This is a genomic window from Nitrosomonas sp. (assembly GCF_040240425.1).
GTDB lineage: Bacteria > Pseudomonadota > Gammaproteobacteria > Burkholderiales > Nitrosomonadaceae > Nitrosomonas.
In genome coordinates, this window is sequence record NZ_QPHG01000040.1 from 1 (window position 1) to 26,454 (window position 26,454).

Annotated in this window: 28 protein-coding genes; 18 read left to right on the forward strand and 10 right to left on the reverse strand. The window is 48.4% G+C overall.

Annotation, left to right across the window (positions count from 1 at the left end):
- Positions 1-7 precede the first annotated feature (7 nt).
- The gene (locus DU481_RS12830) at positions 8-112 is read left to right on the forward strand and encodes a sugar transferase (RefSeq protein WP_350135218.1); all 105 of its coding nucleotides are present in this window, start codon (positions 8-10) and stop codon (positions 110-112) included.
- Positions 113-228: 116 nt separating this feature from the next.
- Here DU481_RS12830 and DU481_RS12835 read toward each other — a convergent pair whose 3' ends face one another.
- Positions 229-621, reverse strand: a complete 393-nt coding sequence (locus DU481_RS12835) for a hypothetical protein (protein WP_350135161.1) — start codon at positions 619-621, stop codon at positions 229-231.
- 418 nt (positions 622-1,039) lie between these two features.
- Between DU481_RS12835 and iscR the strand changes: the two genes are divergently transcribed.
- The 8 genes from iscR to DU481_RS12875 all read left to right on the forward strand — a co-directional run bounded on the left by iscR (position 1,040) and on the right by DU481_RS12875 (position 8,088).
- Positions 1,040-1,501: a Fe-S cluster assembly transcriptional regulator IscR gene (gene iscR / locus DU481_RS12840; protein ID WP_350135164.1), complete on the forward strand. Its 462-nt coding sequence runs from the start codon at positions 1,040-1,042 to the stop codon at positions 1,499-1,501.
- A gap of 183 nt (positions 1,502-1,684) precedes the next feature.
- On the forward strand, positions 1,685-2,026 hold the full coding sequence (locus tag DU481_RS12845) for a HesB/IscA family protein (RefSeq protein WP_090321920.1): 342 nt from the start codon (positions 1,685-1,687) through the stop codon (positions 2,024-2,026).
- A gap of 121 nt (positions 2,027-2,147) precedes the next feature.
- Positions 2,148-3,584, forward strand: a complete 1,437-nt coding sequence (gene sufB, locus DU481_RS12850; RefSeq protein ID WP_090449356.1) for a Fe-S cluster assembly protein SufB — start codon at positions 2,148-2,150, stop codon at positions 3,582-3,584.
- Positions 3,581-4,375: a Fe-S cluster assembly ATPase SufC gene (gene sufC, locus DU481_RS12855; RefSeq protein WP_350135168.1), complete on the forward strand. Its 795-nt coding sequence runs from the start codon at positions 3,581-3,583 to the stop codon at positions 4,373-4,375. The genes sufB and sufC overlap by 4 nt, the downstream gene beginning before the upstream one ends.
- A complete protein-coding gene (gene sufD / locus DU481_RS12860) occupies positions 4,372-5,679 on the forward strand; it encodes a Fe-S cluster assembly protein SufD (RefSeq protein WP_350135171.1) in 1,308 nt (435 codons plus the stop codon). The genes sufC and sufD overlap by 4 nt, the downstream gene beginning before the upstream one ends.
- Positions 5,676-6,935 (forward strand): SufS family cysteine desulfurase, encoded by a 1,260-nt coding sequence (locus DU481_RS12865; protein ID WP_350135174.1) that lies wholly within the window; start codon positions 5,676-5,678, stop codon positions 6,933-6,935. Before sufD ends, DU481_RS12865 begins: the two co-directional genes overlap by 4 nt.
- Positions 6,935-7,414 carry a Fe-S cluster assembly sulfur transfer protein SufU gene (gene sufU / locus DU481_RS12870; RefSeq protein WP_107804296.1) on the forward strand — a complete coding sequence of 160 codons (480 nt, stop codon included), beginning with the start codon at positions 6,935-6,937 and terminating at the stop codon, positions 7,412-7,414. The genes DU481_RS12865 and sufU overlap by 1 nt, the downstream gene beginning before the upstream one ends.
- 113 nt (positions 7,415-7,527) lie before the next feature.
- On the forward strand, positions 7,528-8,088 hold the full coding sequence (locus DU481_RS12875; protein ID WP_090321904.1) for a NifU family protein: 561 nt from the start codon (positions 7,528-7,530) through the stop codon (positions 8,086-8,088).
- A 60-nt stretch (positions 8,089-8,148) separates the two neighbouring features.
- On the opposite strand, the gene efp is transcribed toward DU481_RS12875, so the two are convergent.
- From efp to DU481_RS12895, 4 genes are all read right to left on the reverse strand, one after another.
- On the reverse strand, positions 8,149-8,712 hold the full coding sequence (efp, locus tag DU481_RS12880; RefSeq protein ID WP_090321901.1) for an elongation factor P: 564 nt from the start codon (positions 8,710-8,712) through the stop codon (positions 8,149-8,151).
- A gap of 81 nt (positions 8,713-8,793) precedes the next feature.
- Positions 8,794-9,930, reverse strand: a complete 1,137-nt coding sequence (gene earP / locus DU481_RS12885) for an elongation factor P maturation arginine rhamnosyltransferase EarP (RefSeq protein WP_350135178.1) — start codon at positions 9,928-9,930, stop codon at positions 8,794-8,796.
- An 88-nt stretch (positions 9,931-10,018) separates the two neighbouring features.
- Complete coding sequence (locus DU481_RS12890; RefSeq protein WP_350135181.1) at positions 10,019-10,792, reverse strand: DUF4126 family protein; 774 nt, start codon at positions 10,790-10,792, stop codon at positions 10,019-10,021.
- 48 nt (positions 10,793-10,840) lie between these two features.
- Positions 10,841-11,281 carry a universal stress protein gene (locus DU481_RS12895; RefSeq protein ID WP_350135184.1) on the reverse strand — a complete coding sequence of 147 codons (441 nt, stop codon included), beginning with the start codon at positions 11,279-11,281 and terminating at the stop codon, positions 10,841-10,843.
- Between the two features lie 343 nt (positions 11,282-11,624).
- Between DU481_RS12895 and DU481_RS12900 the strand changes: the two genes are divergently transcribed.
- Entirely contained in the window at positions 11,625-12,452 is an 828-nt protein-coding gene (locus DU481_RS12900) for an SH3 domain-containing protein (protein ID WP_350135187.1), read from the forward strand.
- 133 nt (positions 12,453-12,585) lie between these two features.
- On the opposite strand, the gene DU481_RS12905 is transcribed toward DU481_RS12900, so the two are convergent.
- Entirely contained in the window at positions 12,586-14,250 is a 1,665-nt protein-coding gene (locus DU481_RS12905) for a sensor domain-containing diguanylate cyclase (RefSeq protein WP_350135189.1), read from the reverse strand.
- A gap of 26 nt (positions 14,251-14,276) precedes the next feature.
- The gene (locus DU481_RS12910) at positions 14,277-14,702 is read right to left on the reverse strand and encodes a group III truncated hemoglobin (protein WP_107804290.1); all 426 of its coding nucleotides are present in this window, start codon (positions 14,700-14,702) and stop codon (positions 14,277-14,279) included.
- 218 nt (positions 14,703-14,920) lie between these two features.
- Between DU481_RS12910 and DU481_RS12915 the strand changes: the two genes are divergently transcribed.
- Entirely contained in the window at positions 14,921-16,531 is a 1,611-nt protein-coding gene (locus DU481_RS12915) for an NAD-dependent malic enzyme (protein WP_350135193.1), read from the forward strand.
- Between the two features lie 31 nt (positions 16,532-16,562).
- On the opposite strand, the gene serB is transcribed toward DU481_RS12915, so the two are convergent.
- Together serB and DU481_RS12925 are read right to left on the reverse strand one after the other, a co-directional pair.
- Positions 16,563-17,393, reverse strand: a complete 831-nt coding sequence (gene serB, locus DU481_RS12920) for a phosphoserine phosphatase SerB (RefSeq protein WP_350135195.1) — start codon at positions 17,391-17,393, stop codon at positions 16,563-16,565.
- Between the two features lie 47 nt (positions 17,394-17,440).
- Positions 17,441-18,907, reverse strand: coding sequence for a sensor domain-containing diguanylate cyclase (locus tag DU481_RS12925; protein WP_350135198.1), 1,467 nt, complete (start codon positions 18,905-18,907; stop codon positions 17,441-17,443).
- 321 nt (positions 18,908-19,228) lie between these two features.
- On the opposite strand from DU481_RS12925, the gene DU481_RS12930 reads away from it, so the two are divergent.
- The 6 genes from DU481_RS12930 (at position 19,229) to DU481_RS12955 (ending at position 25,510) form a co-directional block, all read left to right on the forward strand.
- Positions 19,229-20,725, forward strand: coding sequence for a leucyl aminopeptidase (locus DU481_RS12930; protein ID WP_350135201.1), 1,497 nt, complete (start codon positions 19,229-19,231; stop codon positions 20,723-20,725).
- A gap of 139 nt (positions 20,726-20,864) precedes the next feature.
- Entirely contained in the window at positions 20,865-21,290 is a 426-nt protein-coding gene (locus tag DU481_RS12935; RefSeq protein ID WP_350135204.1) for a DNA polymerase III subunit chi, read from the forward strand.
- Between the two features lie 23 nt (positions 21,291-21,313).
- Positions 21,314-21,664, forward strand: coding sequence for a hypothetical protein (locus tag DU481_RS12940; protein WP_350135206.1), 351 nt, complete (start codon positions 21,314-21,316; stop codon positions 21,662-21,664).
- 141 nt (positions 21,665-21,805) lie between these two features.
- A complete protein-coding gene (locus DU481_RS12945) occupies positions 21,806-24,571 on the forward strand; it encodes a valine--tRNA ligase (RefSeq protein ID WP_350135209.1) in 2,766 nt (921 codons plus the stop codon).
- 90 nt (positions 24,572-24,661) lie between these two features.
- Positions 24,662-25,174 carry a hypothetical protein gene (locus DU481_RS12950; RefSeq protein ID WP_350135212.1) on the forward strand — a complete coding sequence of 171 codons (513 nt, stop codon included), beginning with the start codon at positions 24,662-24,664 and terminating at the stop codon, positions 25,172-25,174.
- A 150-nt stretch (positions 25,175-25,324) separates the two neighbouring features.
- Positions 25,325-25,510 (forward strand): hypothetical protein, encoded by a 186-nt coding sequence (locus DU481_RS12955; protein ID WP_350135215.1) that lies wholly within the window; start codon positions 25,325-25,327, stop codon positions 25,508-25,510.
- A 38-nt stretch (positions 25,511-25,548) separates the two neighbouring features.
- Here the strand turns inward: DU481_RS12955 and DU481_RS12960 are convergent, their stop codons facing one another.
- Complete coding sequence (locus tag DU481_RS12960) at positions 25,549-25,716, reverse strand: hypothetical protein (RefSeq protein ID WP_176776455.1); 168 nt, start codon at positions 25,714-25,716, stop codon at positions 25,549-25,551.
- A 325-nt stretch (positions 25,717-26,041) separates the two neighbouring features.
- Here DU481_RS12960 and DU481_RS12965 point away from each other — a divergent pair.
- A partial coding sequence (locus DU481_RS12965; RefSeq protein ID WP_502889971.1) for a transposase occupies positions 26,042-26,454 on the forward strand: 413 nt, incomplete at its 3' end.

The window sequence follows — 26,454 nt, forward strand, 5'->3', positions numbered from 1 at the left end:
AGCCCGCATCGAACACGATCTCTACTACCTCAAAAATTGGTCTATCTGGCTCGACCTCTGGATCATCTTCAAAACCGTCTGGATCGTGCTCCGAAAAGATAATGCTTACTAACTTCAGAAAATTCGATATGACAAAGTCATCAGATGGCGAAACACGAAAAAAATCTTTGAAAGACAATATTCAAATTGAAAAGGCCAGCCGTTCTAACTGGCCCTCTCCTTTACTGCTTATACAAAAATAGCAGTCAATTTCGCCAACAATCCATTGAATATGGGTTGGAATACACCCAAGAAATTATTCAATTGCAGCACGCCAACGATAAGTATCATTAAACCGCCAGCAACAATCCCATATTTGAGACCCCGTGCAAAATTGGCCGATGCCGGTGCACGCGTGTATGTTTGATTGGAGAACGCCAAAAATATCTTTAGTATCCCCAGCAACACACCCGTGGCAATACAGCCTAGAAATAAATGCAGCGCACAAAAGATCCGCTTGGTCAGGTTCTCGTCAGCGAACTCAAGACTTGAGAAACGAAGACAAACAATAATCACAAAGAGCAAAATGAGGGAGTTCCAAAAACCTCCGAATCTCATTCTAAACTCGCTTTCCATACTCATATTCCTCTCCCTCTTAACAAAATAATTTAAAGATTATCCAAGCTTATAAAACTATCAAAAACGATCACGAATTCATGTACTCGACGTCAGCAAAAAAAGCGTATGCATGTACAAATACCGATCACTCTTTTTTTATCTCGCAGGTTATTTTAGAGCTTGATGATTATAGCTAAATTAGTTCTATTTGTAGTCTTACACACTAACAAATTTATTCATTTTGTTTTCACTTATCTATCATGCGGTTAACTATCAGTTAAGAGCGCATTCCCAAAGAATCTCTACAAGCTTTGCACAAAAAAGATTTATAGTTGACTAAATCAATCAGGTATTGTATAGTTGACTATATTAATCAAGTATTATTTAACGACAAGTATCTTATATAACCATCAACCCATCCGATTCTTACAAGGAGTCAATCATGAGATTAACAACGAAAGGAAGATTTGCAGTAACTGCACTATTAGATCTTGCTTTACAACAAAGCAATCATCCCGTAACGCTAGCTGACATCAGTCAGCGGCAAAAAATCTCACTCTCGTATTTGGAACAGCTGTTCGCAAAATTACGCCAATCTGAACTTGTGGATAGTGTTCGTGGTCCCGGGGGCGGTTACTGTCTGGCGAAAGATTTGGACAAAGTTTCGGTGGCCGATATCATTCTCGCCGTCGATGAGCCTATTGACGCAACCCAATGTGGCGGCAAAGAAAATTGTCATAACGACGGAAAGTGCATGACACATGACTTATGGGCAAAACTGAATGAACTTATTTTCGAATATCTGGGTGCGGTAACACTTAAAGAATTGGTTGATAATCAGATAAATCAACAGGATGGTAGCATTATGCCGCTCCTCGATATGCGTGAATCAACCGCTGCGTAAATTGAAACCAGTTGATTAAAGCACTCAATTTGCCATGAGATCACAATACTTTACAGAACATTTTAATTGAATCTGTGTCCAATTTTCCGATAACTTCGATGATATCTGAAGCCCGTTTAATAGCACGGAATTGATAAAATTAAAGTATCGCACCTGATTTTAAATTGAGAAAATTGAACTGCTATGCCAATCACATTAACTGAGAATGCTGCGAAACATGTCCGGCAACAACTTGCAAAACGAGGTAAGGGTTTTGCCCTGCGCGTCGGGATCAAGAAATCCGGCTGTTCGGGCTTTGCTTATACCTTTGACTATGCGGATGAGATCAATTCGAATGACCAATTATTCGAGTCTCATGAAACCAAGGTTGTTGTAGATACAAACAGCTTGCCTTATCTGGATGGATCGCAAATTGATTTTACCAAAGAGGGTCTTAATCATTCTTTCAAATTTATCAATCCTAATATCGATAATACCTGCGGCTGCGGAGATAGCTTCAGTGTTAAAGAATCTGCTAAGATTTAAGCAGTAACGACTTCAATCGCAGTGGTTTCTCAATTTGCGAATTAATCAAACCAGTTATCCGGCAATTTAAGATTCAAAGCGATCTGTTTCAAACAAAAGATACTAAAAAGGAATAAACCAAATGAGTGCAGTATTGCAAAGTCTGGTTAATCAACCGTACAAACATGGCTTCGTTACCGATATTGAGTCCGATATCGCCCCTAAGGGATTAAATGAAGAAATAATCCGGTTAATATCGGCTAAAAAAAATGAACCCGAGTGGCTTTTGTCATTCCGTCTGAAAGCCTATGAAAAATGGCTGACCATGACCGCACCCGAATGGCAGAACGTGCACTATCCAAAAATCGACTTCCAGGATATCAGCTACTATTCAGCACCAAAGCCGAAGAAAAAACTGGCCAGCATGGATGAAGTCGATCCTGAATTATTACGCACATTTGAAAAGCTGGGCGTACCGATGCACGAACGCGCCGCACTGGCCGGTGTCGCTGTCGATGTGATATTCGATAGTGTTTCAGTGGCTACCACTTACAAACAAAAACTGGCGGAAGTAGGCATTATTTTCTGTTCCATCTCGGAAGCTGTACATACTCACCCTGAACTTATTCAGAAATACTTGGGTTCTGTTGTTCCGGTTGGCGACAATTACTTCGCGGCTTTGAATTCCGCGGTATTCACCGACGGCTCTTTCTGCTTCATCCCGAAAGGCGTCAAATGCCCCATGGATTTATCCACATATTTCCGCATTAACACGGAAGGCTCCGGGCAATTTGAAAGAACGCTGATCATAGCGGAAGAAGGTGCATCCGTTTCCTATCTAGAAGGCTGCACCGCTCCGCGATTCGATACGAATCAACTGCATGCTGCTGTTGTTGAACTGATCGCTTTGGATAATGCGGATATTAAATATTCAACAGTACAAAACTGGTATGCCGGTGATGAAAATGGAGTCGGCGGTATCTATAACTTCGTCACGAAACGAGGATTGGCCAAAGGCGTCAATTCGCGGATTTCCTGGACGCAAGTGGAAACCGGCTCTGCGATCACATGGAAATATCCCTCCTGCATTTTGCGTGGCGATAACTCTGTCGGCGAATTTTATTCGGTGGCGGTCACGAACAATTATCAGCAGGCCGATACCGGCACCAAAATGATTCACATTGGAAAAAACACACGCAGCACCATCGTCAGCAAAGGCATTACTGCAGGTCATTCTAATAGCAGCTATCGCGGATTGGTGCGGATCGCGCCAACTGCGGAAGGTGCACGCAACTATTCGCAATGCGACTCCATGTTGATCGGTGATCAATGTGGCGCGCATACGTTTCCGTATATTCAGGTGCACAATAACAGCGCCAAGGTTGAGCATGAAGCTTCCACGTCAAAAATCGGTGAAGATCAGCTCTTTTACTTTTCACAACGCGGCATCGACGCCGAAGAAGCTGTCTCAATGATTATCAATGGTTTCTGCAAAGATGTATTTCAACAATTACCCATGGAATTCGCGGTTGAAGCCACCAAGCTTCTGAGCTTCAAGCTGGAGGGCAGTGTCGGATGATTATCGCAAATAGTCACACCATCCTTTCGGTGCAAGGCCTGCGCGCCAGCATCAACGGCACTGAAATTCTCAAAGGGATCGATCTCACAGTCAAAAGCGGTGAAATACATGCCATCATGGGCTTGAATGGATCGGGTAAAAGCACTTTTGCCAAAGTGCTGGCCGGTCATTCGGCGTATGAAGTCACCGGCGGATCGATTCAATTTGCAGATAAAAACTTGTTGGAATTACCCCCCGAAGAACGCGCCCGTGCCGGGTTATTTCTTGCTTTTCAATATCCGATTGAAATTCCAGGGGTAGCTAACACGCAATTCCTTCGCCTTGCCTATAACACGGTGCAAACACAACGCGGCAAAGAAGAATTGGATCCGCTCGAATTCGACGATTTTGTACGTGAGAAAATGAAATTACTGGAAATGAAACCTGATTTTCTCGATCGCAGCGTCAATGAAGGCTTTTCCGGTGGTGAAAAGAAACGTAACGAAATCTTGCAGATGGCGTTACTGGAACCCAAATTGAGCATACTGGATGAAACCGATTCAGGTCTGGATATCGATGCGCTCAAAATCGTCGCCAATGGCGTTAACCGGATTACCAACAAAGACAATGCAACGATTCTGGTCACTCATTATCAGCGCTTATTGGATTATATCGTGCCGGATTTTGTGCATGTCATGCAGGCGGGCCGCATTGTCATGACTGGCGGCAAAGAGCTCGCATTGGAATTGGAAACGCGCGGTTATGACTGGATCACTGCAAACAAGCAGCCGGTTGTCGGAGTTAACGCATGAGTGAAGCGATCAATACCAGCTACCTTGAATGCCTGCTGAAGTCCTGGCAGGCAAAGCCGGCTGAATCACGCGCTTGGCTGAATCAATTGCGTGCCCAGGCCATTGATTGCGTCAGCACACAAAAACTGCCGACCAAGCGTGACGAGGAATGGCGCTTTACGGATATTTCGCCGCTCACTACCCTACCCTATCGGCCATCTCATCCGGATTCGGCCCTAAAAATAGAAGACATTCAGCATTTGTTTCTGAATGAGGCAAAAAATCGCCTGGTGTTTGTTGACGGTCATTTCTCTCAATCATTATCGGCCATCGCCGAACCTGCAGCACTGATCGCGGGTAATCTATCGGCATTGTTATCTACACAGGCATCGATCCTGGAATCTCATTTGGGTCAGCACGTGCCATTTGACCACAATGTGTTTGCCGCATTGAATACCGCTTTTCTGCAGGATGGCGCTGTCGTCATCGTACCCCAAAATACCGTCATTGCTGAACCGGTTCACCTGTTGTTCATAGCGACACAACATGAAGTTACCAGTTACCCGCGTTGTTTGCTAATCGGCGAAACGGGCAGTCATGTCACGTTGATTGAAGACTACGCTACGCTTCAGCATGCTGCTTACATTACCAATTCAGTCACGGAAATCAATCTGGCCGGTAATGCGCATGCCAAGCATATTCGCGTGCAGCGTGAAAGCGCGCAAGCTTTTCATTTGGCGAATTGCGCGGTATCGCTAGCGCATGCCAGCAATTATCAATCGATCAGCATTTCGCTTGGATCGCAGATTTCCCGCTATAGCCTGGATGTGCGCTTAACCGATGAAGCAGCTGAATGCAGCATAGACGGATTGACATTGATATCGGATCGCCAACTGGCCGATACCCATACTTGTATCGATCATGCCAAACCGAATGGCACCAGCCATCAGCAGCATAAGTGCATCGCCGACGACGCGGCACACGCCGTGTTTAATGGAAAAATCATCGTACGCCCTCAGGCGCAACGCACTAATTCATCGCAGTCCAGCCGTAACTTATTGCTGAGTAAAACAGCACAAGTGGATACCAAACCGCAGCTGGAGATTTTTGCCGATGACGTGAAATGTTCGCACGGCGCAACGGTCGGTCAGCTCGATCAGGAAGAGATTTTTTATTTGCGTAGCCGGGGGTTGTCAGAAACGGCTGCACGCAATTTATTAACGTATGCCTTTGGCGCCGAAATAATCAGCCGTATCCCTGTTTCCTCGCTTAGGCAGCAACTCGAGCAAGCGGTACTCGATCAAACACAGAGTAACCCATCATGACGCCCGTGAATGCTTCATTGAAATCTGACGTTTCTTCCAGCCCAGACTGGGAAAAGATTCGTGCCGATTTTCCGATTCTGCAGCTCAACATTGGCGGCAAGCCATTGGCCTACCTTGACAATGCGGCATCCAGTCAAATGCCGCAACAGGTGATTGATCGCTTGGTGCGATATCAGACGACGCAGCATGCCAATATCAATCGTGCCGTCCATTATTTATCCGAGATCGCCACACTGGAGTATCACAACGCGCGCTGCAAGTTGCAGCAATTCATCAACGCACGCGAAGACCGGGAAGTCATTTTCACCAGCGGCACGACCGACTCCATTAACCTGGTGATGCATGGTTATGGCCGGAAATTTATCAAAGCAGGTGATGAAATCATTCTGACCACATTGGAACATCACTCCAACATCGTACCGTGGCAAATGCTGGCTAACGAGAAAGGCGCAACCATCCGCGTTGTTCCGATCAATGACAGGGGCGAAGTGGAAGTTGATGAATATGAGAAACTATTTAACGAACGCACCAAGTTTGTCGGCCTGATCCACGTATCAAATGCACTCGGCACGATCAATCCCATCAAAGGAATGATCGATTTCGCGCATCGGCACGGTGTTCCGGTATTGATTGACGGCGCGCAGGCAGCACCGCATATCACCATCGACGTGCAAGCGCTCGATTGCGATTTTTATGTCTTTTCCGCTCATAAACTGTGCGGTCCGACCGGCGTCGGTATTCTTTATGGCAAAGCGGCTTTGCTTGAAGCGATGCAGCCCTTTAAAGGCGGTGGCGACATGATCACTTCCGTCACATTTGAGAAAACGATCTACAACACCATTCCGCATAAATTCGAAGCTGGCACGCCGCCCATCGCTGCCGCCATCGGTTTCGGCGCAGCCGTCGAATATTTAACAGCGATCGGTATCGAACACATCGCTGCTTACGAGTTAGGATTACTGGAGTATGCCACGGCATGCCTCAACGATATCCCTGGAGTCAGGATCATCGGCACCGCCGCGGAGAAAACAGCGGTCATTTCCTTCGCCATCGACGGCATTCACCCGCATGATATCGGTACGATCTTGAATCAGGATGGCATTGCAGTCCGCACGGGACATCACTGCGCCCAGCCTGTCATGCAACGCTTTAATGTACCGGCCACTTCACGCGCCTCATTCGCTTTTTATAATAAGAAAACAGAAGTTGATGCTCTGGTGACGGGCATTAAAACTGTCCAAAAGATTTTTTTATAATGCATACCAATTCACTGTATCAAGAGGTCATCCTTGACCATAACAGAAAACCGCGCAACTACGGCAAGCTGGATCACGCCAGCCACCATGCCACCGGGCATAATCCGCTCTGCGGCGATCGCCTGGATATTACGCTGCAACTGGAAGATGATCAGATCAATAACATCGCGTTTCAAGGCGAGTCCTGCGCCATCTGCAAAGCATCCGCTTCGATGATGACTGCGGCGGTGAAGGGAAAATCGCGTGAAAATGCGGAAATACTGATTCATGAATTCCGTGAACTGGCTACCGGAAAACTGGATACCAATCAACCGCATCATCTGGGCCGGTTGACTGTTTTTTCCGGCATACGGGATCTGCCGACACGGGTTAAATGCGCGATTTTACCGTGGCATACATTACATGCCGCATTGAATTCGCTCGACGGCGCATCGACAGAAGCAGACGATTCCGCGCCACCGATGCCGAATCATTCTTAATGTAACAAAACAACGTTCAACGCCAGGTTCGTATGATGTTGACTCGATCTGATATTACGGCCCTGTATAACCTCACCGATTAACTGTTGGATTCAATATTACCACCCATCAAAATGCCAAAAATTGCTGATATTGAAGGTACGCCGAATAAAAATGCCTTGAAGTTTATCCTCAAGGAACCACTGACTTGGGGTGTTGCACGTTCGTACGATAACGCCGAAGCTGCCAAGGACGATCCATTGGCTTCCGCGCTATTCGACATCGATCATGTCACGAATGTTTTTTACATCGATCAATGGATCACCGTCACCCAAGACGGAGATGCCAATTGGCAGGATCTGGCGCGTGAAATCGCCGATCCTATCCGTGCGGCGCCAGCCGCTACGGCGCAATCCGCCGAAACAGTAGCGGCTGCTAGTAGTGCACTCGCCGATTTAAGTCCGGAAGATCAATTGCGTCTGGAGAAAATCAATGTCCTGTTGGATGAAGAAGTGCGTCCGTACCTACAGCACGACGGTGGCGATTTGCATATCCTGGGACTGGAAGGCAATATTTTGCGCATTCATTATCAAGGCGCATGCGGCACGTGCCCCAGTTCGATATCCGGCACCCTGAGAGGAATTGAGAACATGCTGAAAACGCTCGAGCCCGACATTCAAGTCATCGCCAGTTAGCACCCTAATAAAAAAAGTGACCTCGGTCACCTTTTTTATTGGGTAGATCACAGTGATTGATCAAACACGCTTTCTGAATTCGTGGTTATGCGGATCAATTTCAATCTTGTCGCCAATTTCCACAAAACCGGGAACCTGGATTTCATAACCTGTTCCTAAAAGCCGGGCTGGTTTCATGATCTTTCCGGTGGTATCGCCCCGAACTGCCGGTTCGGTATATTCCACTTCCCGCACAATCGTATTCGGTAATTCAACGGAAATCGCTTTGCCATCGTAGAAAGTGACCTGACAAACATCTGTCATGCCATCGATCAGATAATGCAGAACATCCGACATATTGTCCGCTTCCACTTCGATCTGATTGTAATCGGCATCCATGAAAACATAGAGCGGATCGGCATAGTAGCTGTAGGTACAATCTTTTCTATCGAGAACGACCAAATCAAATTTCTCATCCGCTTTGTAAACCGTTTCCGTCGTGGTACTGGAAAACAAATTTTTCAGCTTCATTTTAACCACAGATGCGTTACGGCCAGATTTCGTAAATTCTGCTCGCTGCACAACCATAGGGTCATTACCAACCATGACGACGTTACCTGAGCGTAATTCCATTGCGGTTTTCATATTTCTGTCAGTTCCAAAATTAAGTTATATGCAAAATTGATGTTATGTTGCAGCGCCAACATCCGATTCAAAAACGGCGAATTATAGCTGATTTTCAACAAACTGCACCAGACCGGATACTAAATCATCCTGCTCGAGCAATTGTTTAATCCATTTTTTATTATGCTGCATCAGAGACTCACGCAGTGCCAAGAAGTTCATCCACACGGTAGCATTTAATGCCTTACCGCCATTCCAGCAAAACCACATTTCACGCACCGCGATGGCTATTTCCGGCGGTATATCCACAGTATAAAGATCAAGAAACGCTTCCAGCTTTTTCCAATGCACGCCTTCGGCCTGCGGATAAATATTCCAGATAAAAGGATTGCCTGCCCACTGTGCACGGACAAAGGAATCTTCACCGCGTACAAAATTGATATCGCAACTCCACAACAACCGGTCGTAATCATTTTGCGCCATAAATGGAACGATCTGTACGGTTAACTGCTTATGTTTGATTAATGACTCATCGAGTGAGGCTGCATGACTTAAGATTGCCACGATACGATCCGCCACACGCCCCTGCGGTACAATCAACAAAACCGGATTTAAAGACTCTGACAACAGCCCAATCAAGTTCTCAATCGGCGCTGAGTCGTAACAAAACAGCGCAATGCGGATCTCATCGGCCCGACACTCACACAGGGCCTTTTGATCCAAAAACAATCGCTTTGCAACACCATCAAAAACTTCTCTTTGCGTCAGCAAATTCTTTTCCCGCAACAATCCGCCCGTGCCCTTCACAAATCCAGGAAAAAAGAATGTCTTGGTTAAATGAAAGCGCGGATGCGGAGAAGGCAAACCGTGATATTGCGCGACCCAAGGCTCGGCACTGAGATATTCCAGATTAATCCAGACGGGCCGTTTATTCTTGCGCACCATCGCGGCAATATATACATCAGGCAGCTCGCAGGCGAATGCTTCAATCACCACATCAGCCGGTTCAGCATTAGGAAATACCGTTTGCCAATGGCAGACTTCAATGCTTTGCACATTTTGCTGTTGAATTTCCGCATTTACTTCCGGTGCAATGCAGGAAAAACACAGTAAATCATCGACCCATAACCGCACCTTCTGGTTATGATCCTGTGTCAATTGCTTTGCCAAGCGCCAACACACACCGATATCGCCAAAGTTATCGACAACCGTGCAAAAAATATCCCAGCGGCGTTGCATAAGATTCCGGATTAGAAAAACACTCTTCCGTCACGCATTGATAAAGGTGTAACGCTATTTCGCACAACACTGCCAAGGCAGGATGGGCTCAATGGTTACCCTCGTTCAGAATTTTTTCCTTCTGCTGCTCAAATTCCTGTTCCGTCAGAGCCCCTTGGTCGCGCAGTTGTTGTAACCGTTCCAGGGCCGACAGGTGATGATGTCTCTGCACGGAAATGCCAGTGTCTAATTCAGCGGAGGTAACCGGTCCGGTTTTCACGAAACCAAAAAATTTTCCTATTTTAGCGAGCAACACTTTGATCAAAAGCCATAACTTCGGCAGTAACCAAATAGCAATACCGATAAAAATGATCAACAGGATGAGAAAGATTTCCGGGTGCTTTACTGCGGTCCACATGCCTGAAAACACCAAAAAATCACCGGTGAGCGAGGCCGACCAATTGGTAAAAGGTTCGGGCGAGGTATTGATCAACAACCTTGTACCTGCTTTGGTCGCATGACTTGTAGCGGCCAAGCTGCCCCCCAGAATACCCGCTGCAATCTCAAGCGCCGGTGTCACATCGCCGACCGCGCCTGCCGCCAGCATGGCGCCAGCCGGAATGCGCACAAACGTTTGAATGGAATCCCAGGCGGAATCCATACCGGGTATTTTGTCGATAAAAAATTCGATGAAATACATCACGGCAGCGGCGCCGATCACCAACGGATCCTCCAATACCGTCAGCTCGGCTGGCAAATCGATATGACCGGTCGAACCGCCCCAGCCCAATACCAGCAAAACCGCATACAGATTGATACCGCTCGCCCAGGAAACACCCATCATCAAGGCGATTGTCGTGAGTAATGCTTCGTAATTTTCCATAATCTGATTTTCTTAATGAATACGTAGGCTTTGTCTTGATGGTTAATATCAACCGCCACGGATCAGAAGAATTGGGATATCCGCCGTGCGCACCACGCCTTCGGCAACACTGCCTAGCAACATACGACTAAAACCGGATCGTCCATGGGTCCCCACAATAATCAGATCCGCTTGCGTATTTTTCGCTTCGGCGGTAATCACATGGGCGACTCGCTCTCCCTTGGCTTCGAGTAACTTTGTCTCCACCGGCACCCCGGCTTGCTTTAATTTCATCTGTGCTTCGGCAAGTATTTTTTCGCCGCTGTGTCTCAACGAATCGACCAGTTCGGCATAATTGAGATAATTCTCCTCGTCAAAATACCCAATTTCCTCCAGTACATGCACCACTTCCACATGTGCTTTGTGCTGCTGTGCAAATTTAATCGCTTCGGCCAATGCGCGCCCGGATGTTGCACTGCCGTCAACCGGCACCAGAATTCGCTGATACATGACACCTCCATAAAAGTAGTAATATACTCAGTAGCTTTAACAAAATAAGAAAGTTTGCACAGAACCTGGATAGTGACAGTATCGCATTGTATTTTGAAACAATAAAAATGCATACAGCGAATTTCTTTCTCCCAGTATGCCTGAACACCTGGAAAACCGGTCGAATCTTCAGTACACTTAATTTTGGTACGTTTTGCGTTCTTTATGAATGCTTGATTTACCGGATTATAAAATACTCAACTAAGAATCTTATTTTTCTCGTATCCACTGAAACCCATCGCACTTCACTATCCGTAGCTAGAACCAATACGGATACAGCGATAAAATCTACTGGGAAGATAGTATGCTGAATCAGTCAGAATTACAGAACAATAAGACGATAAAGTTTTGGTTTCATGCATCACCACCACGTCTTTGTAAAAAAGCTTATTCACTATCGAATCTGCTGATTCTTATCATTATTGCTCTGAATTTCGCCGGATGCGCTTCCCAGGAGCAACTTCCTCCCCCGGTTATTGAAGCAGCACCCGTCACTTCTTCACAGGAAGAAAATCTGCGCAAGGAAATTGCTCGCCTGGAAAAATTGCTCGCGGAAAAAGATGAATTAATCAAGAATCAGCAAATACGCCAGCAAAATCAGGCGCAAGTTCTGCGAGAAGTCAACAAGGAAGCAACGCGGACGCAAGTCAAGCTGCACAGACTTGCAACCAAGCCTGGCACGGCTTCTGCCATCGCGGAAATCGAGGTTGCGCTGGCAAATCTGAAGCAAACGAAGGTTTCTCCAGCGAACCAGGTGCTGCAAATTCAAGCCAAGCATTTGGTCGATACTGCCTCGATGCTGTTTGCCAAGGATCAATATGCCTCAGCCATGAATTATATTACCCAGGCCAAGCAATTGATCAGCTTGATCACAACCCCCAATCACAAAAAAACGGCCGATGAAAATAACTCGCTGCTGGAATTTCATACACCGATAAAATTGCACGCCAAGGCAAACATCAATTTACGCAAAATGCCTAGCGCCCAGGCGCAGTTATTGACCACATTGAAAAAAAATACCGTGGTCATCGCGAATGCCAGTCAGGGTTCATGGTTGCGCGTTCAAGTCGACGAGAAACAAGGCTGGGTTCTCAATACCGGTCTTGAAGCAGGCAAAAATCACCATCCTTAGCAGGCGTTGAGAAACATCCGAGAGGTAAAGCAGGCAAGAAAGCGCGGTTTAAGCGTGATAATGCATGATGAGTTTGTTAATTAATTCATTGCAGCGGCAATGCAAACCGTTTTTTCAACGGCCCGCAAGCCTACTATGTGGCTGAATCAGATTTAGGCTGTACGCAGTACACTCGATCGCGCCCCGAGCGCTTAGCTTCATACAACGCACCGTCGACCCTGGATAACAAAATAGTCAGCGATATGTCTTCCGGTTCACTTTGAATGACGCCGATACTGAGCGTTACTTTGAGCGTTTTGCTGATCGTGCCGCAATGTACACTTGCCGCGTGTGCGCGGATGCGCTCCGCAGTCTTCAGCGCCTCACTGATCGCGGTATCCGCCAAAATGATAATGAACTCATCGCCACCAAAACGGGCTGCAAAATCGACGTTGCGGATCGATTGCGAGATCTTTCTTGCAATCCCTGCAATGATTTCATCGCCGGCAACATGGCCGAGACTATCATTCAATGTTTTGAAATGATCGACATCAATCATCAAAACGGAAAACGGGCGCTTGTTCCGCTCATAGCGTGCCAACTGATCATTGATGATAGCATTCAGTTTGTTGCGGTTAAACAACCCCGTAAGGCTGTCGGTAACCGATAGCGTTTCCAAGAGCGCGTTCTTTTGCTGCATGACGGCGCTCGCTTCCTCGATTTTCGCTTGATCCAGCCGCAACTGATTTGTCATCTGATTGAACATCTGCGTCAGCTGCCCAAGTTCATTGCGCTGCGTGCTCGTCAATTCAACGTTAAGATCGCCTTGCACAATTTTTCCGGTGGCATCGATCAATCTTCGCAGTGGAACGACAATCGCATGACTCATTTGGAACGCGATGGCGGCGACCATCAGGATGATGATACTGATCAGACCCACGAATAGATTGCGTTGCTGCTCCCAAAAAGCATAAATCAATTGATGACTTCTGGTCGCAATGATAGTAATCAGCGGTTTTTCCGACATATACGCCAGACCGGCAACCTTTTCATGCCGCGGCCCCTGGAATATTTCGTATTCTCCCGGATTATTGCGCAAGCGCTCTATTACCGCGGGATCAAGCGACACCGGGTTCTCCGGATTGACAATCGCAGCATCGCTGGCCAGCATGACATTGCCATCCTTATCCAGGAGCAGAACATCGCCGGGCGGCGATTTGACCTTGTCCTTTAAATTTGACTGGATATCCCGCAAATCAAACGTCACGATTAGCGCGCCCAAAATAAAATCGTCCACCGACAATATGGGAACTGCAATACTCAGTACGGCCGTTGCATAATCCGCATTCCACTGTGGTGGCGCGACAACTTCTCCTTGAATCGATGCGTCTTGCGGCCAATTCGGCGAAAGCTTTACCGGGAAAGGCGATTCCACGTTACTGGCGAGTATTCCCCCTTCCACATCGACCACCGTTAATTCCAGAACGGTTTCCAGCCGCTTATGCACGGATTGCAAGTACAGTTCCAGTCCCTTCCGCTGCACTTTGAGTTTGTTTTTTCGCGCTTGCGCTTGATTGTCTTTAGATAATCCCTCGATCAGAATCTTGGATGTCGCCAGTTCCCGGACCGTCAGAATCTGCTCCTTAATCCACAGTTCCAGTTCCCGGCTGGCATAATTGGCCAAAGCACGCAACTCACGGGTGACATTCTCGTTAATCATCGTTTCGTTTTGTTGAAACGACAATATGCCCAATCCCAGTGAAGGGATCAGTGTGGCCAGAATGGAAAAAACGATAATCTTGCTTTTGATGCTTCTCAAGATCAATCCCGCAAGGTTATTGAGAACTATGCTGTATGAAGTGCAACCGGCTGTTTATCCGGGTAATTACTCATTTGATAACCCTGCCACAACCGGCCCGCGATAAACGTCGCAATGGCATTGGCCTGCTGTTGCAAGTCCGGATTACCCAGTTCCTCGGTTGTCTCTTTAAACAGTTGCAACCAGCGCTCAAACAATGCCGCATTGAGATCGGGCAAGGCAATATGCTTAGGCATCGGCGCACCGCGGAACCGGCTGGTACCGCGCAATTGCGCCGACCAGAAATTGATCATCTGCACAAAATGCGCATCCCAATCGATGACATGTGCCTCGAAAATGGGTCCCAGCCCAGGATCTTTCCGGGCTTTTGCGTAAAATGTATGAACCAGGTTTGCTATTTCTTCTTCAGTATATAAACTAGGATCCGGCATTGGAAATGGCGATTGACTCATAATGTATTGAAATTACCTCAGTGCTGATTAAAAAGAATTGATCCATGGCTGAGATGGATTATAACTGTGTTCCGTAGATACTATTGTCAAGCGTATCTTAGATGGAAACTAGTTTATCTTCGGTTTTCCGGATTGTCCAACTTTGCAGCAAATTAAGCGGTTTTGTAGCGCACCGATCATGGCAAACCCCGCTGGCTATTAGGGAGATAGGGATCAAAATGAAAAATTTATACGGCAAAGCATTGTTAACCGATCCGGGATTCACAAAATCAACGGCATTTACGCGGGAAGAGCGGGAGCGGTTCGGTTTGCGGGGATTACTGCCTTATGAAGTAGCCAACATGCACAAACAAATCGACCGCGTCTTAGGCAGTATGCGCTGCAAAAGCAGCGCCATAGAAAAGTATATCTTTCTAAATGCCTTACTGGAGCGCAACCAGCGGCTTTTTTACCGCACCATGATCGATCACATCGAAGAAATCATGCCGTTGGTCTACACCCCCACGGTCGGCGAAGCTTGCAAGGAATTTGCGCACATCTTCAGAAAACCGCAGGGATTCTATATCACACCCGAAGATCGCGGTGAAATCGCCACGATTCTGAAAAACTGGCCGGAAGAAGATATACGCGTCATTGTCGTGACGGATGGAGAGCGTATCCTGGGTTTGGGCGACTTGGGCGCGAATGGCATGGGCATACCGATCGGCAAAGTGGCTTTATACGTCGCTTGCGCCGGCATCCATCCGGCGCAATGCATGCCGGTCATGCTCGACGTCGGCACGAATAACGTAGCGTTACGCGAAGATCCGCTTTACCTAGGTTATCCCCATCCCCGCATTGACGCTGCTACCTACCGTGCCTTGGTCGATGAGTTTGTCCAGGCTGTGCAATTACGTTACCCCCACGCCGTCATACAATTTGAGGATTTCCTGACGCCCCACGCGTTTGAATTTCTGGAACGCTACAGCGGACAAGTACGCTGCTTTAACGACGATATACAAGGTACCGCCGCCGTGACTCTGGCGGGTATTTACACCTCGTGCCGCATTACTGGAAAGCAATTCGCCGATCTGAATATCATGTTTCTCGGAACAGGATCAGCCGCCAGCGGGACGGCGGAATTGGCCGTGGATGCGTTTGTCAAAGCCGGTCTGAGCAAAGCAGAAGCGCGGAGACGGTTATGGTTCATCGACCGGAAAGGATTAATAACCACGGCGAACGAGAACGTCAAACCGCGAATCAAACCTTTCATTCAAGTACATGCGGCGTGTAGTTTTGCCGAGGCTATCGATGAGATCAAGCCGGATGTGTTAATTGGCGCAACCGGTGTGGCCGGTACGTTCAACGAAACCATTGTACGTAGGATGGCGGCAGTGAATGAGCGTCCGGTGATCATCGCCCTATCGAACCCGACCTCGCATACCGAATGCACCGCTGAACAAGCTTATCAATGGAGCGATGGACGGGTTATCTTCGCCAGCGGCAGTCCGTTTGATCCGGTGCGCTATGGAGATACGGTTTTCAAGCCGGCGCAGGGAAACAACGCCTATATTTTCCCGGGCATCGGCCTGGGTGTCACCGCCAGCGCTGCGCGGCTGGTAACGCAAAGCATGTTTCTGACCGCCGCCGAGGTGCTGGCAAACACGGTCACCGAATCTGAAATCCGCAATGGCTCGGTGTATCCGGCATTAACCCGGGTACGCGACGTATCGCTCGCGATTGCAGCCGCCGTTTGCCGGGTGGCGATGGATGAAGGATTGGCGGAAGTGGCGTTACCGGAAGATTTGAACAGCTATATCCGGCCGCTGATGTATGAACCGGATTACTAAAACCGATGCATTACCGCTGCACCGCCACAGTTCATGCGAATAAATTGGTGACGCCATCCAATCCGACATAATCGATCGAATACGTCGCCTGCTGTTTGACAATGGGTTTGGCATGATAAGCAATGCCAACACCCGCCTCGGCCAGCATCGCCAGATCATTGGCGCCGTCTCCGATGGCGATGACCTGTTCACGCCGCACTCCCAATTCCGCGCAAACTTGCTTCAGCACTTGGGCTTTGCCTTCTCTGCCGATAATTTCTCCGGCTACCTTTCCGGTTAGCCGTTCATTCTCTATTTCCAGCACATTGGCCGCGGCAAAATCGAGTTGCAGCTTTGTTTTAATCCGCTCGGTGAAAAATGTAAAACCGCCGGAAATTACCATGGTCTTGATGCCGGATTGCTTTGCCAGCTGTAACATTCTTTCCGCGCCCGGACTGAGCTTCACGCGCTCATCGTAGACTTTCTGTAAGTCATCCTGGTGCACGCCGCGCAATAAAGCCGTACGCCGTGTCAGACTTTCCTCAAAACTGATCTCACCACGCATGGTTTGCACGGTGATGGCGGCCACTTGCGGTTTGATCTGCTGCATGTCGGCAATTTCGTCAATCGACTCAATCGCCAGCAAGGTCGAATCCATGTCCATGGCAATCAATTTGAAGTCTGAAAGTTTCGTTGCCGCATTTACATACGCAAAATCCAGCTCGGCTTGCGCGCAATATTCGGGTACCGCATCGGAATGCGTTGCATGGGTCAACCGGAAAGCTTGTCCGGTAATCCGTTCGATAGCGTCGGCATGCGATAACTTTGCAAGCTCGCGCAAATCGCTGTTGTTAACATCCAATCCTTGGATAATCAAATTCATAAGGTCGTAAAGAGTATTAAATGCAGTATTTCAGGTTGAAAAGACTCTCAGGCGTTACCGTCCCATTCCATAATCTGATTCCGGCCCGCGTGCTTGGCGGCATAAAGCGCGGAATCAGCCGCTTTGATCAGATCGCGCGGATCGCGTAATTGTGCCGCATTTTCCAGATATCCGGCGACACCGATCGATGCCGTGATACGAATGGTACTGCGGCCGTCAAATTTATACGCGATTTCCGCGATTGAATCTTTTAGCCGGGCAATGAGATTTCTCGAAGCCACCACCGCCGTACCGGGAAGAATCAAGGCAAATTCCTCTCCCCCGTAACGGCTCAGCGTGTCATCCTGACGGATTTGATCGAAAACCGTTTTGACCACCATGGCCAGTAATGAGTCTCCCGCAACGTGGCCATACGTATCATTAACATTCTTAAAATGATCAAGGTCGATGATGGCAATCGTCAGCGGCAGATTGTATTGCACCGCCAGATTGAATTCGCGCCGTAACGTTTCGTCAAAATAGGTGCGATTATAGGCGCCGGTTAAACCATCCCGCTGCGACTTATCTTCCAGATCCCGCATCCGGGACAAATCATGAATCATCAGCAATTCCTTGGCTTCGGCGAGAATTCCACTGACTTCCGCTGGATCGTGAATGTTCATTTCAAATAAATCTTCCACCGCATTCAGCCCGACTTCCATGATCTTAATCACGTCGATGAGAACATTCGCGTCAAATCCGAGCCAGTCTTGCGCCGCTTGGTTCAACGCGGTCATTTTTTCGGCCTCATGCGGATAGAGAAAGTAGTCGGCCAGATAGCGGGAAACCGCCAGACACGATTGCAGTGTCGGTCCCAGACTTTTGGGTTCCGGTTGCGAATGGCTATTGATGCAGGACAACGCGATGTAATCCGGAATATGCCATCTTTTCAGCAACGCATAGCCCAGCTCATCGTGCCCCGCGCCGAATACTTCGCGCTCGCTATTCAGCAAAACATCGTGATCCGAAGTCGACGCAAAAACCTTACCGTATTCTTCCGGCATGATGACCCAGAAAGCCAGAATGCCGATTTCTTGAATTAATCCGGCCAAAAATAAATCGTCCAGATAGCTCAGCTCGAGTTTTTCACCGAGCGCACGCGCGGCAAGCGCCGATGCGATGGAACGACGCCAAAAAATCGTACTGTCAAAAACCGCGCCGTGATTCGGCACCGGGTTTTTCATCAGTGAATGGGTCAGCGAAAAGGATAAAGCGATCACAAGGACGGTGTGCGTACCCAGAATACTGACGGCTTGACGGATATTGGTCGCCACCCGGCGGGATTTATATAACGGTGTGTTTGCTGTACGCAACAGTTTTGCCGACAGCACCGGATCCAATGAAATATACTGGCAAACGGTACCAATATCGGCATCGGGATCATTCGCCATTTCAATTATCTTGACGGCGACAGCCGGTAAACTAGGCAACGCCGTGCAATGATTCAAGCGTCTTTTCAATGCATCATCAATCACTTATTATCCTTCGTGTTAGATAATAATCATATATTGTTGAATAATATGATAATTGTTGCTGATTATAAAATAAAGACAGTATATTAACTTATTTTAATTTACGCCATTCGCAATAATTCGCAGGCGTTTCCCGCCTATTTCCTTTACAGCAGTACAACTATTCAGCTTTTCAATCAAGCTGATGTTATTATGTTATTTGACGTGTGTTGACATTATTTTGCTTATCGCAGGCAAAGCAATTACACGATAACCGGTTGTACTCATAGATTAAGTTACATAAGCAAATGGCTCGCAAGAGCATTCTGGATGAAGGAGTTTAATGTGGAATTTGGAATAAAAATAGGCACCCCGGAAAAACAACGCGGCGCCTGTGCAGTCATTGGTATTTTTGAATCAAGAAAACTGTCGGATTCAGCAAAAGTTCTGGATACAGTCACCCAAGGATATATCAAAAATATCCTGGCATCGGGCGACATGGACGGTAAAGCGAATACTTCGCTGTTGTTGCATAACGTCCCGGACACCTTGTTTAAAAGAGTATTGCTGATCGGTCTGGGTAAGGAACAGGAATTCAAGGAAAAAACATTCTTGTCGGCGCTCGGCACCACTTTGAATGCGCTGCAAAAAACCGCAGTAACTGATGCCACACTGTTTTTATCCGATTTTCCCATCAAAGACAAAACCAACGCCTGGAAAGTCAATCAAACCGTGATTGCAGCAATCAGTAGCGGCTACCGTTTCGATCAGCTGAAAAGCAAACCGGATAATAACCAGAGCAGCCTGCGCAAACTGATCGTGTGCATTGACAACCGCACCGAACTGGCCGCTTGCGAAGCCGCCCTGCAACAAAGTATAGCGATTGCGCATGGTATGAATCTGGCCAAAGATTTAGGTAACCTCGCGCCGAACATTTGCACCCCTACGTATCTCGCCAAGCAGGCCAAGGATCTTGCCAAATCCCACAAGCTGAAAGCCTCCGTGCTGGAAGAAAAAGACATGGAGAAACTCGGCATGGGTTCTCTTCTGGCAGTCGCGCGCGGCAGTGAGCAACCGGCAAAACTGATCGTGCTGGAATATCACGGCGCGGCCAAAAAGGAAAATCCGGTGGTTCTGGTGGGTAAAGGAGTGACCTTCGATACCGGCGGCATCTCGCTCAAACCCGCTGCTGAAATGGATGAAATGAAGTTCGACATGAGCGGCGCGGGCAGTGTATTGGGTACCCTGCAAGCAGTCGCGGAAATGAAGCTGCCCATCAACGTGGTGGGAATTATCCCGGCCACCGAAAATATGCCCGGCGGCAAAGCAACCAAACCGGGTGATGTGGTCACCAGCCTGTCCGGCCAGACCATCGAGATTCTCAACACCGATGCGGAAGGACGGTTGATTCTATGCGATGCATTGACTTACGCGGAGCGCTATAACCCGAAAGTAGTGATCGATATCGCTACATTGACCGGCGCATGCGTCATCGCACTCGGCAATTTCACCACCGGCTTGATGAGCAACGATGACAAGCTGGCGCAGGAATTACTAGCTGCGGGAGAACAAGCTGCCGACCGTGCCTGGCAGTTACCGTTGTGGGATGAATATCAGGATCTGCTGAGAAGTAACTTTGCCGACATCGCTAATATCGGTGGACGCGCTGCAGGAACCATCACAGCGGCGTGCTTTTTGTCGCGCTTTACCAAGAAATACCGCTGGGCACACCTCGACATCGCGGGCACGGCATGGAAATCCGGTAAAGATAAAGGCTCAACCGGACGTCCGGTGCCGCTGTTGACGCAATTCCTGATCTCACAAGCGAAAGCAACCAGCTAGCCGCACTTCCGCACCACTGATTAATTTGTGGCTCGCCGCTGAAGAAATTGCACCATCAGCCAGTGTCATGAATTAATCAGCCGTTGCGGGGCGTATAAAAAAACACTCACGATCGCACGCTCAACCGGACAGTGACTCGATGACACAGATTTATTTTTATTCGGGATCGGTCAATAAGTTACAAACGGCTTGCCGGCTTTGCGCCAAGGCGTTGCAGCAAAATATGAAAATATTGATTTATACGCCCGATGCGACCCTGCTCAAACAATTGGACGAACTGCTGTGGACGTTCTCGCCCACCAGCTTTATTCCACATTGCCATATTCGCGAAGATAGTGCACTGGTCAATGCCACGCCAGCGATTCTGAGCGACCGCATACCACCGGATATGCAATTCGATGTTCTGCTGAATCTGCACCGTGAACAACCGCCCTCTTTCGATCAATTCAACCGGCTCATCGAAATTGCGGATAACTCGCCGGAAGACAAGCAAGTCGCTCGTGAGCGCTATCGTTTCTATAAAGATGCCGGTTATCCGCTACAACACTTCCAGCTGGATAATTAAATGAACCCGTTGATTCTCCTATCATGAGTGACGATAAAACCGCAGCGGATTTCGACGATACCGAGATCATGGTTAAGTTTCGCAGCCTGCTGGGCAAATACCAGAATCAAGGCAAGATCGCGGGTACTGCACCCGCTGGCAAAGCGCCGGAAATCGATAAAACAACCTCTGTGACTGGCGCGGATGCAATACCGCTGCTGACCGATGCCGTGTTTCTTCATCCCGCCGTAATACAACCGCAACCGGCGCGCTTAACGCCCATTCGCCAGATTCTCGATGCCGCACTGGAAGACGCGCATATCGACATGGACGTGCAGGACCGGAAAGCGCTGGCGCATGCCTTGGAAACCCGCTTGTCCAAGCAAATTAAATAACTGCCGCTCATGCCGCACTTCTTTTAAGTGGCATCCGCATCACCGGTTGCTGCACAGCGGGTCATCGCTCTTATTGTCCGCAGCAATACCCCATCCGCTATAATGGCGATCTTATGCGCTATTCAACACAACGAAAAATCCATGGAACTCGAAAAAAGCTTTGACCCGAAACATATTGAAGACCGCTGGTATTCCATCTGGGAATCGGCGGGGTATTTCAAACCGGATGCGGCAACCGGCCAATCCGCTTACTGCATCATGCTGCCGCCGCCCAATGTCACGGGCACACTGCATATGGGGCATGCCTTCCAGCATACGCTGATGGATGCGCTGACGCGCTATCACCGCATGCTGGGCGACAACACACTGTGGCAACCGGGCACCGATCACGCCGGTATCGCCACGCAAATTGTCGTTGAACGCCAATTGGATCAACAGAAACTCGATCGCCGCACCATGGGGCGGGAAGCATTTCTGGAGCGAGTCTGGCAATGGAAAGAAGAATCCGGCTCCACCATCACCCGGCAAATGCGTCGTCTGGGCACTTCCTGCGACTGGACACGCGAACGTTTTACCATGGATGCGGCACTGTCACGCGCTGTGACGGAAGTATTCGTACGTCTGTTTCGTGAAGGACTCATTTACCGCGGCAAACGGCTGGTGAATTGGGATCCGGTATTGCAAACCGCGGTGTCCGATCTGGAAGTGGTATCAACCGAGGAAAACGGCTCGTTGTGGCATATCCGCTACCCGCTGGAACAGGCGGACGGCATGCATCATACCGAACCAACGGAAGCGCTGATCGTCGCCACCACCCGTCCCGAAACCATGCTCGGCGATGTCGCCGTGGCCGTGCATCCGGATGATCCGCGCTATCAGCATCTGATCGGACGCCATGTGCGCTTGCCGCTATGCGAACGGACCATTCCCATCATCGCGGATACGTATGTCGATCTGGAATTCGGTACCGGTTGCGTAAAAATCACCCCGGCGCACGATTTCAACGATTACCAAGTCGGCCAGCGGCATCATCTGGTGCCCATCAGCATTTTTACGCTGGATGGAAAAATCAACGATCTGGCGCCGCTGGACTATCAGGGCATGGATCGCTTCGATGCGCGCAAGAAAATCGTAGCCGACCTGGAAGCGCAAGGTTTTCTGGCCGAAACCAAGCCGCACAAACTGATGGCGCCGCGCGGCGACCGCACCAACACCATCATCGAACCGATGCTGACCGATCAATGGTATGTCGCCATGGAAGGCTTGGCCAAACGCGGTTTGGACGTTGTCGCTAACGGCGATGTCAAATTTACGCCGGACAACTGGACGCATGTCTACAACCAGTGGCTGGAGAATATCCAGGATTGGTGCATTTCGCGCCAATTGTGGTGGGGACACCGCATTCCGGCATGGTACGACGAAGACGGCAACGTCACGGTCGCACACAACCTGGAAGAAGCGCAACAGCTTTCCGGCAAACACAATCTGAGACAGGACGACGATGTACTGGATACCTGGTTTTCATCGGCGCTGTGGCCCTTCTCCACCCTGGGCTGGCCGGATGACACAGCGGAATTGAAAACTTTCCTGCCGACTTCGGTGCTGATCACCGGGTTTGACATCATATTCTTCTGGGTTGCGCGCATGGTCATGATGTCGTTGCATTTCACCGGCCAAGTGCCATTCCGGGAAGTGTATATCACCGGCCTGATCCGTGATGCCGAAGGCCAGAAAATGAGCAAATCCAAGGGCAATGTGCTCGATCCGCTGGATTTGATCGACGGTATCGCATTACCCGATTTGATCGCCAAGCGCACTACCGGTTTGATGAATCCCAAACAAGCCGAATCGATCGAGAAAAACACCCGTAAGCATTTCCCCGACGGCATTCCGGCGTTCGGCACCGATGCCCTGCGCTTCACGTTTGCCAGCCTGGCTTCGCATGGACGCGATATCAAGTTCGACATGCAACGTTGCGAGGGTTACCGGAACTTCTGTAACAAGTTATGGAATGCGACACGCTACGTGCTGATGAACTGTGAAGGAAAAGATACCGGATTGGATGAAACATTACCCCTCGCCTACTCCGCTGCGGATCAATGGATCATTAGCCGATTACAGCAAGCGGAGCAAGCTGTTGAACAGGCCTTTACCAATTACCGCTTCGACCTGGTCGCGCGGGAAATCTACGAACTGGTGTGGGATGAATATTGCGACTGGTACGTTGAGCTTGCCAAAGTACAGTTAAATTCGGATCAAGACGCGGCGCAGCGAGCTACCCGCCGCACTTTGGTGCGCGTACTCGAAGCCATGCTGCGGCTGGCGCATCCGGTGATTCCGTTCATTACCGAGGAATTGTGGCAAACCGTCGCGCCGCTGGCGGGAAAATCCGGCGCCAGTATTATGTGCCAGCCGTACCCGGTTGCGAATGCCTCTGCCATTAACCCGCAGGCCATCGAAAATATCGGTTTGCTGAAAGAAATGATCAACGCCTGCCGCACCTTACGCGGCGAGATGAATGTGTCGCCAGCGCTCAAAGTGCCGTTGCTGGCCACTGGTGATCAATCCATGCTGTCCGGCTACTCGCCGTATCTGCTGGCTTTGGCGAAATTATCCGACGTGGAAATCCAACCAGGCGGACTACCCGAAGCGGATGCACCAGTCGCCATCGTGCGCGATTTCAAATTGATGCTGAAGATTGAAGTCGATGTAGCGGCGGAACGCGAGCGCCTGAGCAAGGAAATTACCCGCATCGAAACGGAAATAGCCAAAGCGCAGGCCAAACTGTCCAATCCGAGCTTTGTCGAACGCGCGCCAGCCAATGTGGTGGAACAGGAAAAAGAGCGTCTGACAGCGTTCAATACCAAACTGAACAGCTTGAAAGAGCAATTACAAAAGCTGAATTAATATTTCGCACACCACCCGATCGACGAGAATCGGGTGGCTCGCCCAGAACCGCTAAATCTCGTCACTTAATATCTTAATAAGGAAAATTGTATGAACAGAACGCTTATGACAGCATTATCGGCCGCACTACTCTCACTATCCGGCATATCACTTTCACACGCCGAAAGCGTAGCTGTCGAAGGCGAAGCTATTTTTATTTTGGATAACAACAGTGTGTCGGGCCCGCAGATCGTGGTCAAAAATCTCGCCAATGCCGCCGTAAATTCCTGTCTTGTCAACGCGGGCGTCAATCGGCTGGATTTAGGCACGGATACGACAGCGACCGATATCGTCATCAAAAACGGCACCGCGGTAATCACCACCTACAACACAACCCTTTCAGCCACCGACATTAAGTTGGTCGATGTCACCAGCTGTCCGATCACCTCTGTCGTTGATCTGAGCGCATGCTATGCGACGGTTCATGATGGCAAACTGACGGTTCCCTGCCTCCAGTATGATGACGACGTCATTTCCGTCGTACTCGGACAACGCGGCAAATCGATGAATTTTGAATTCGAATCGTACAAACCCGGTAAAGGCCACGGCCACGATCACGATTAAATAGCCGCACAGCATTCCAATCCATTAAAAAGGCTCTGAGCCGGTCAGAGCCTTTTCACAGTTCACCATGTCAGCAGAAGCTTGTGCCAATGCCATGGCTAGCACAAAAAAATAAGCATCATATCGAAACAGAACAACGGTAAAACGCTGGTGTTGGAAGTAAAAGGTATCGACGACGAACGCAACCGCAGCAAACGCGCGGCGATGGCGGTTTGGATCAGGACAGTCAACAAGCAAGGGGGTTTTGGGCAGGGGTACTTCGATGTGGTGTTCGAACCGGCGAGAACGAGAGATGTCTTGCTAAAACAGGCCAGCGAATGCAAGAACAGGGAATGAGCGCTTTTTCAATCAAATAATATTGATGCCAATCTTGATTAATCGAGTGCTCCAATTTGATTGGCCATGCTGTCTTTATGCAGGGAACACCACTCATGCCAAACTGTTCTGGCTTCTTCAATATTGCTGAAAGTCCACAGCACAACACCATCTTCGGTCATCAAGGTTGCCATTTTGTTAGGCCATTCTTTAATTAAGCAGTACATTATTTTTCCTTTGTAGTTACAACTGCGGCAAAGTTTAATCAAATAATGTGAAACTTATATGAATGAATTGTGAAGATTTTATGACACTATTCTGATTTGAGAAATGTAATCCAGAAGTTCACTACCAGCTCATACCGCAGAATTACGCAAATTCCTTATAGCAATTTATTGTGAGTAGCCTATGATGATGAACTATATATAAAAACCTTAATCATCAAAAGAAAGCAAAGTGTATGGTTAAATTGTAAGGGTAATTATATACAATTCTACACAGAACACTAAAAATTAGTGTACTCATCTACTATATTTGGTTATAGTAGATGCCATGATAAATACAAATTTCAACACAATTATTGATCTTATTAGAGCTTTCCCTAATGAGCAAACCTGCGTAGATCACTTAGAATCATTGCGCTGGAATAACGGATCTATTGTTTCACCATTTGATCCAGATTCCAAGGTATATAAATGCGCAAATAATCGTTATCGCTGCAAAAATACCGGCAAATACTTTAATGTAAAAACCGCCACTCTATTTGATAACTCAAAAGTAGAATTACAAAAATGGTTCTTAGCGATATGGCTTGTAACATCACACAAGAAAGGTATATCAAGCGTTCAGCTTTCTAAAGATATAGGTGTCACTCAAAAAACATCATGGTTCATGCTTCAGCGTATTCGCAACTGTTTTGGCTCCGTTAATGATAACGACCTTTCTAACGAAGTAGAAGTTGATGA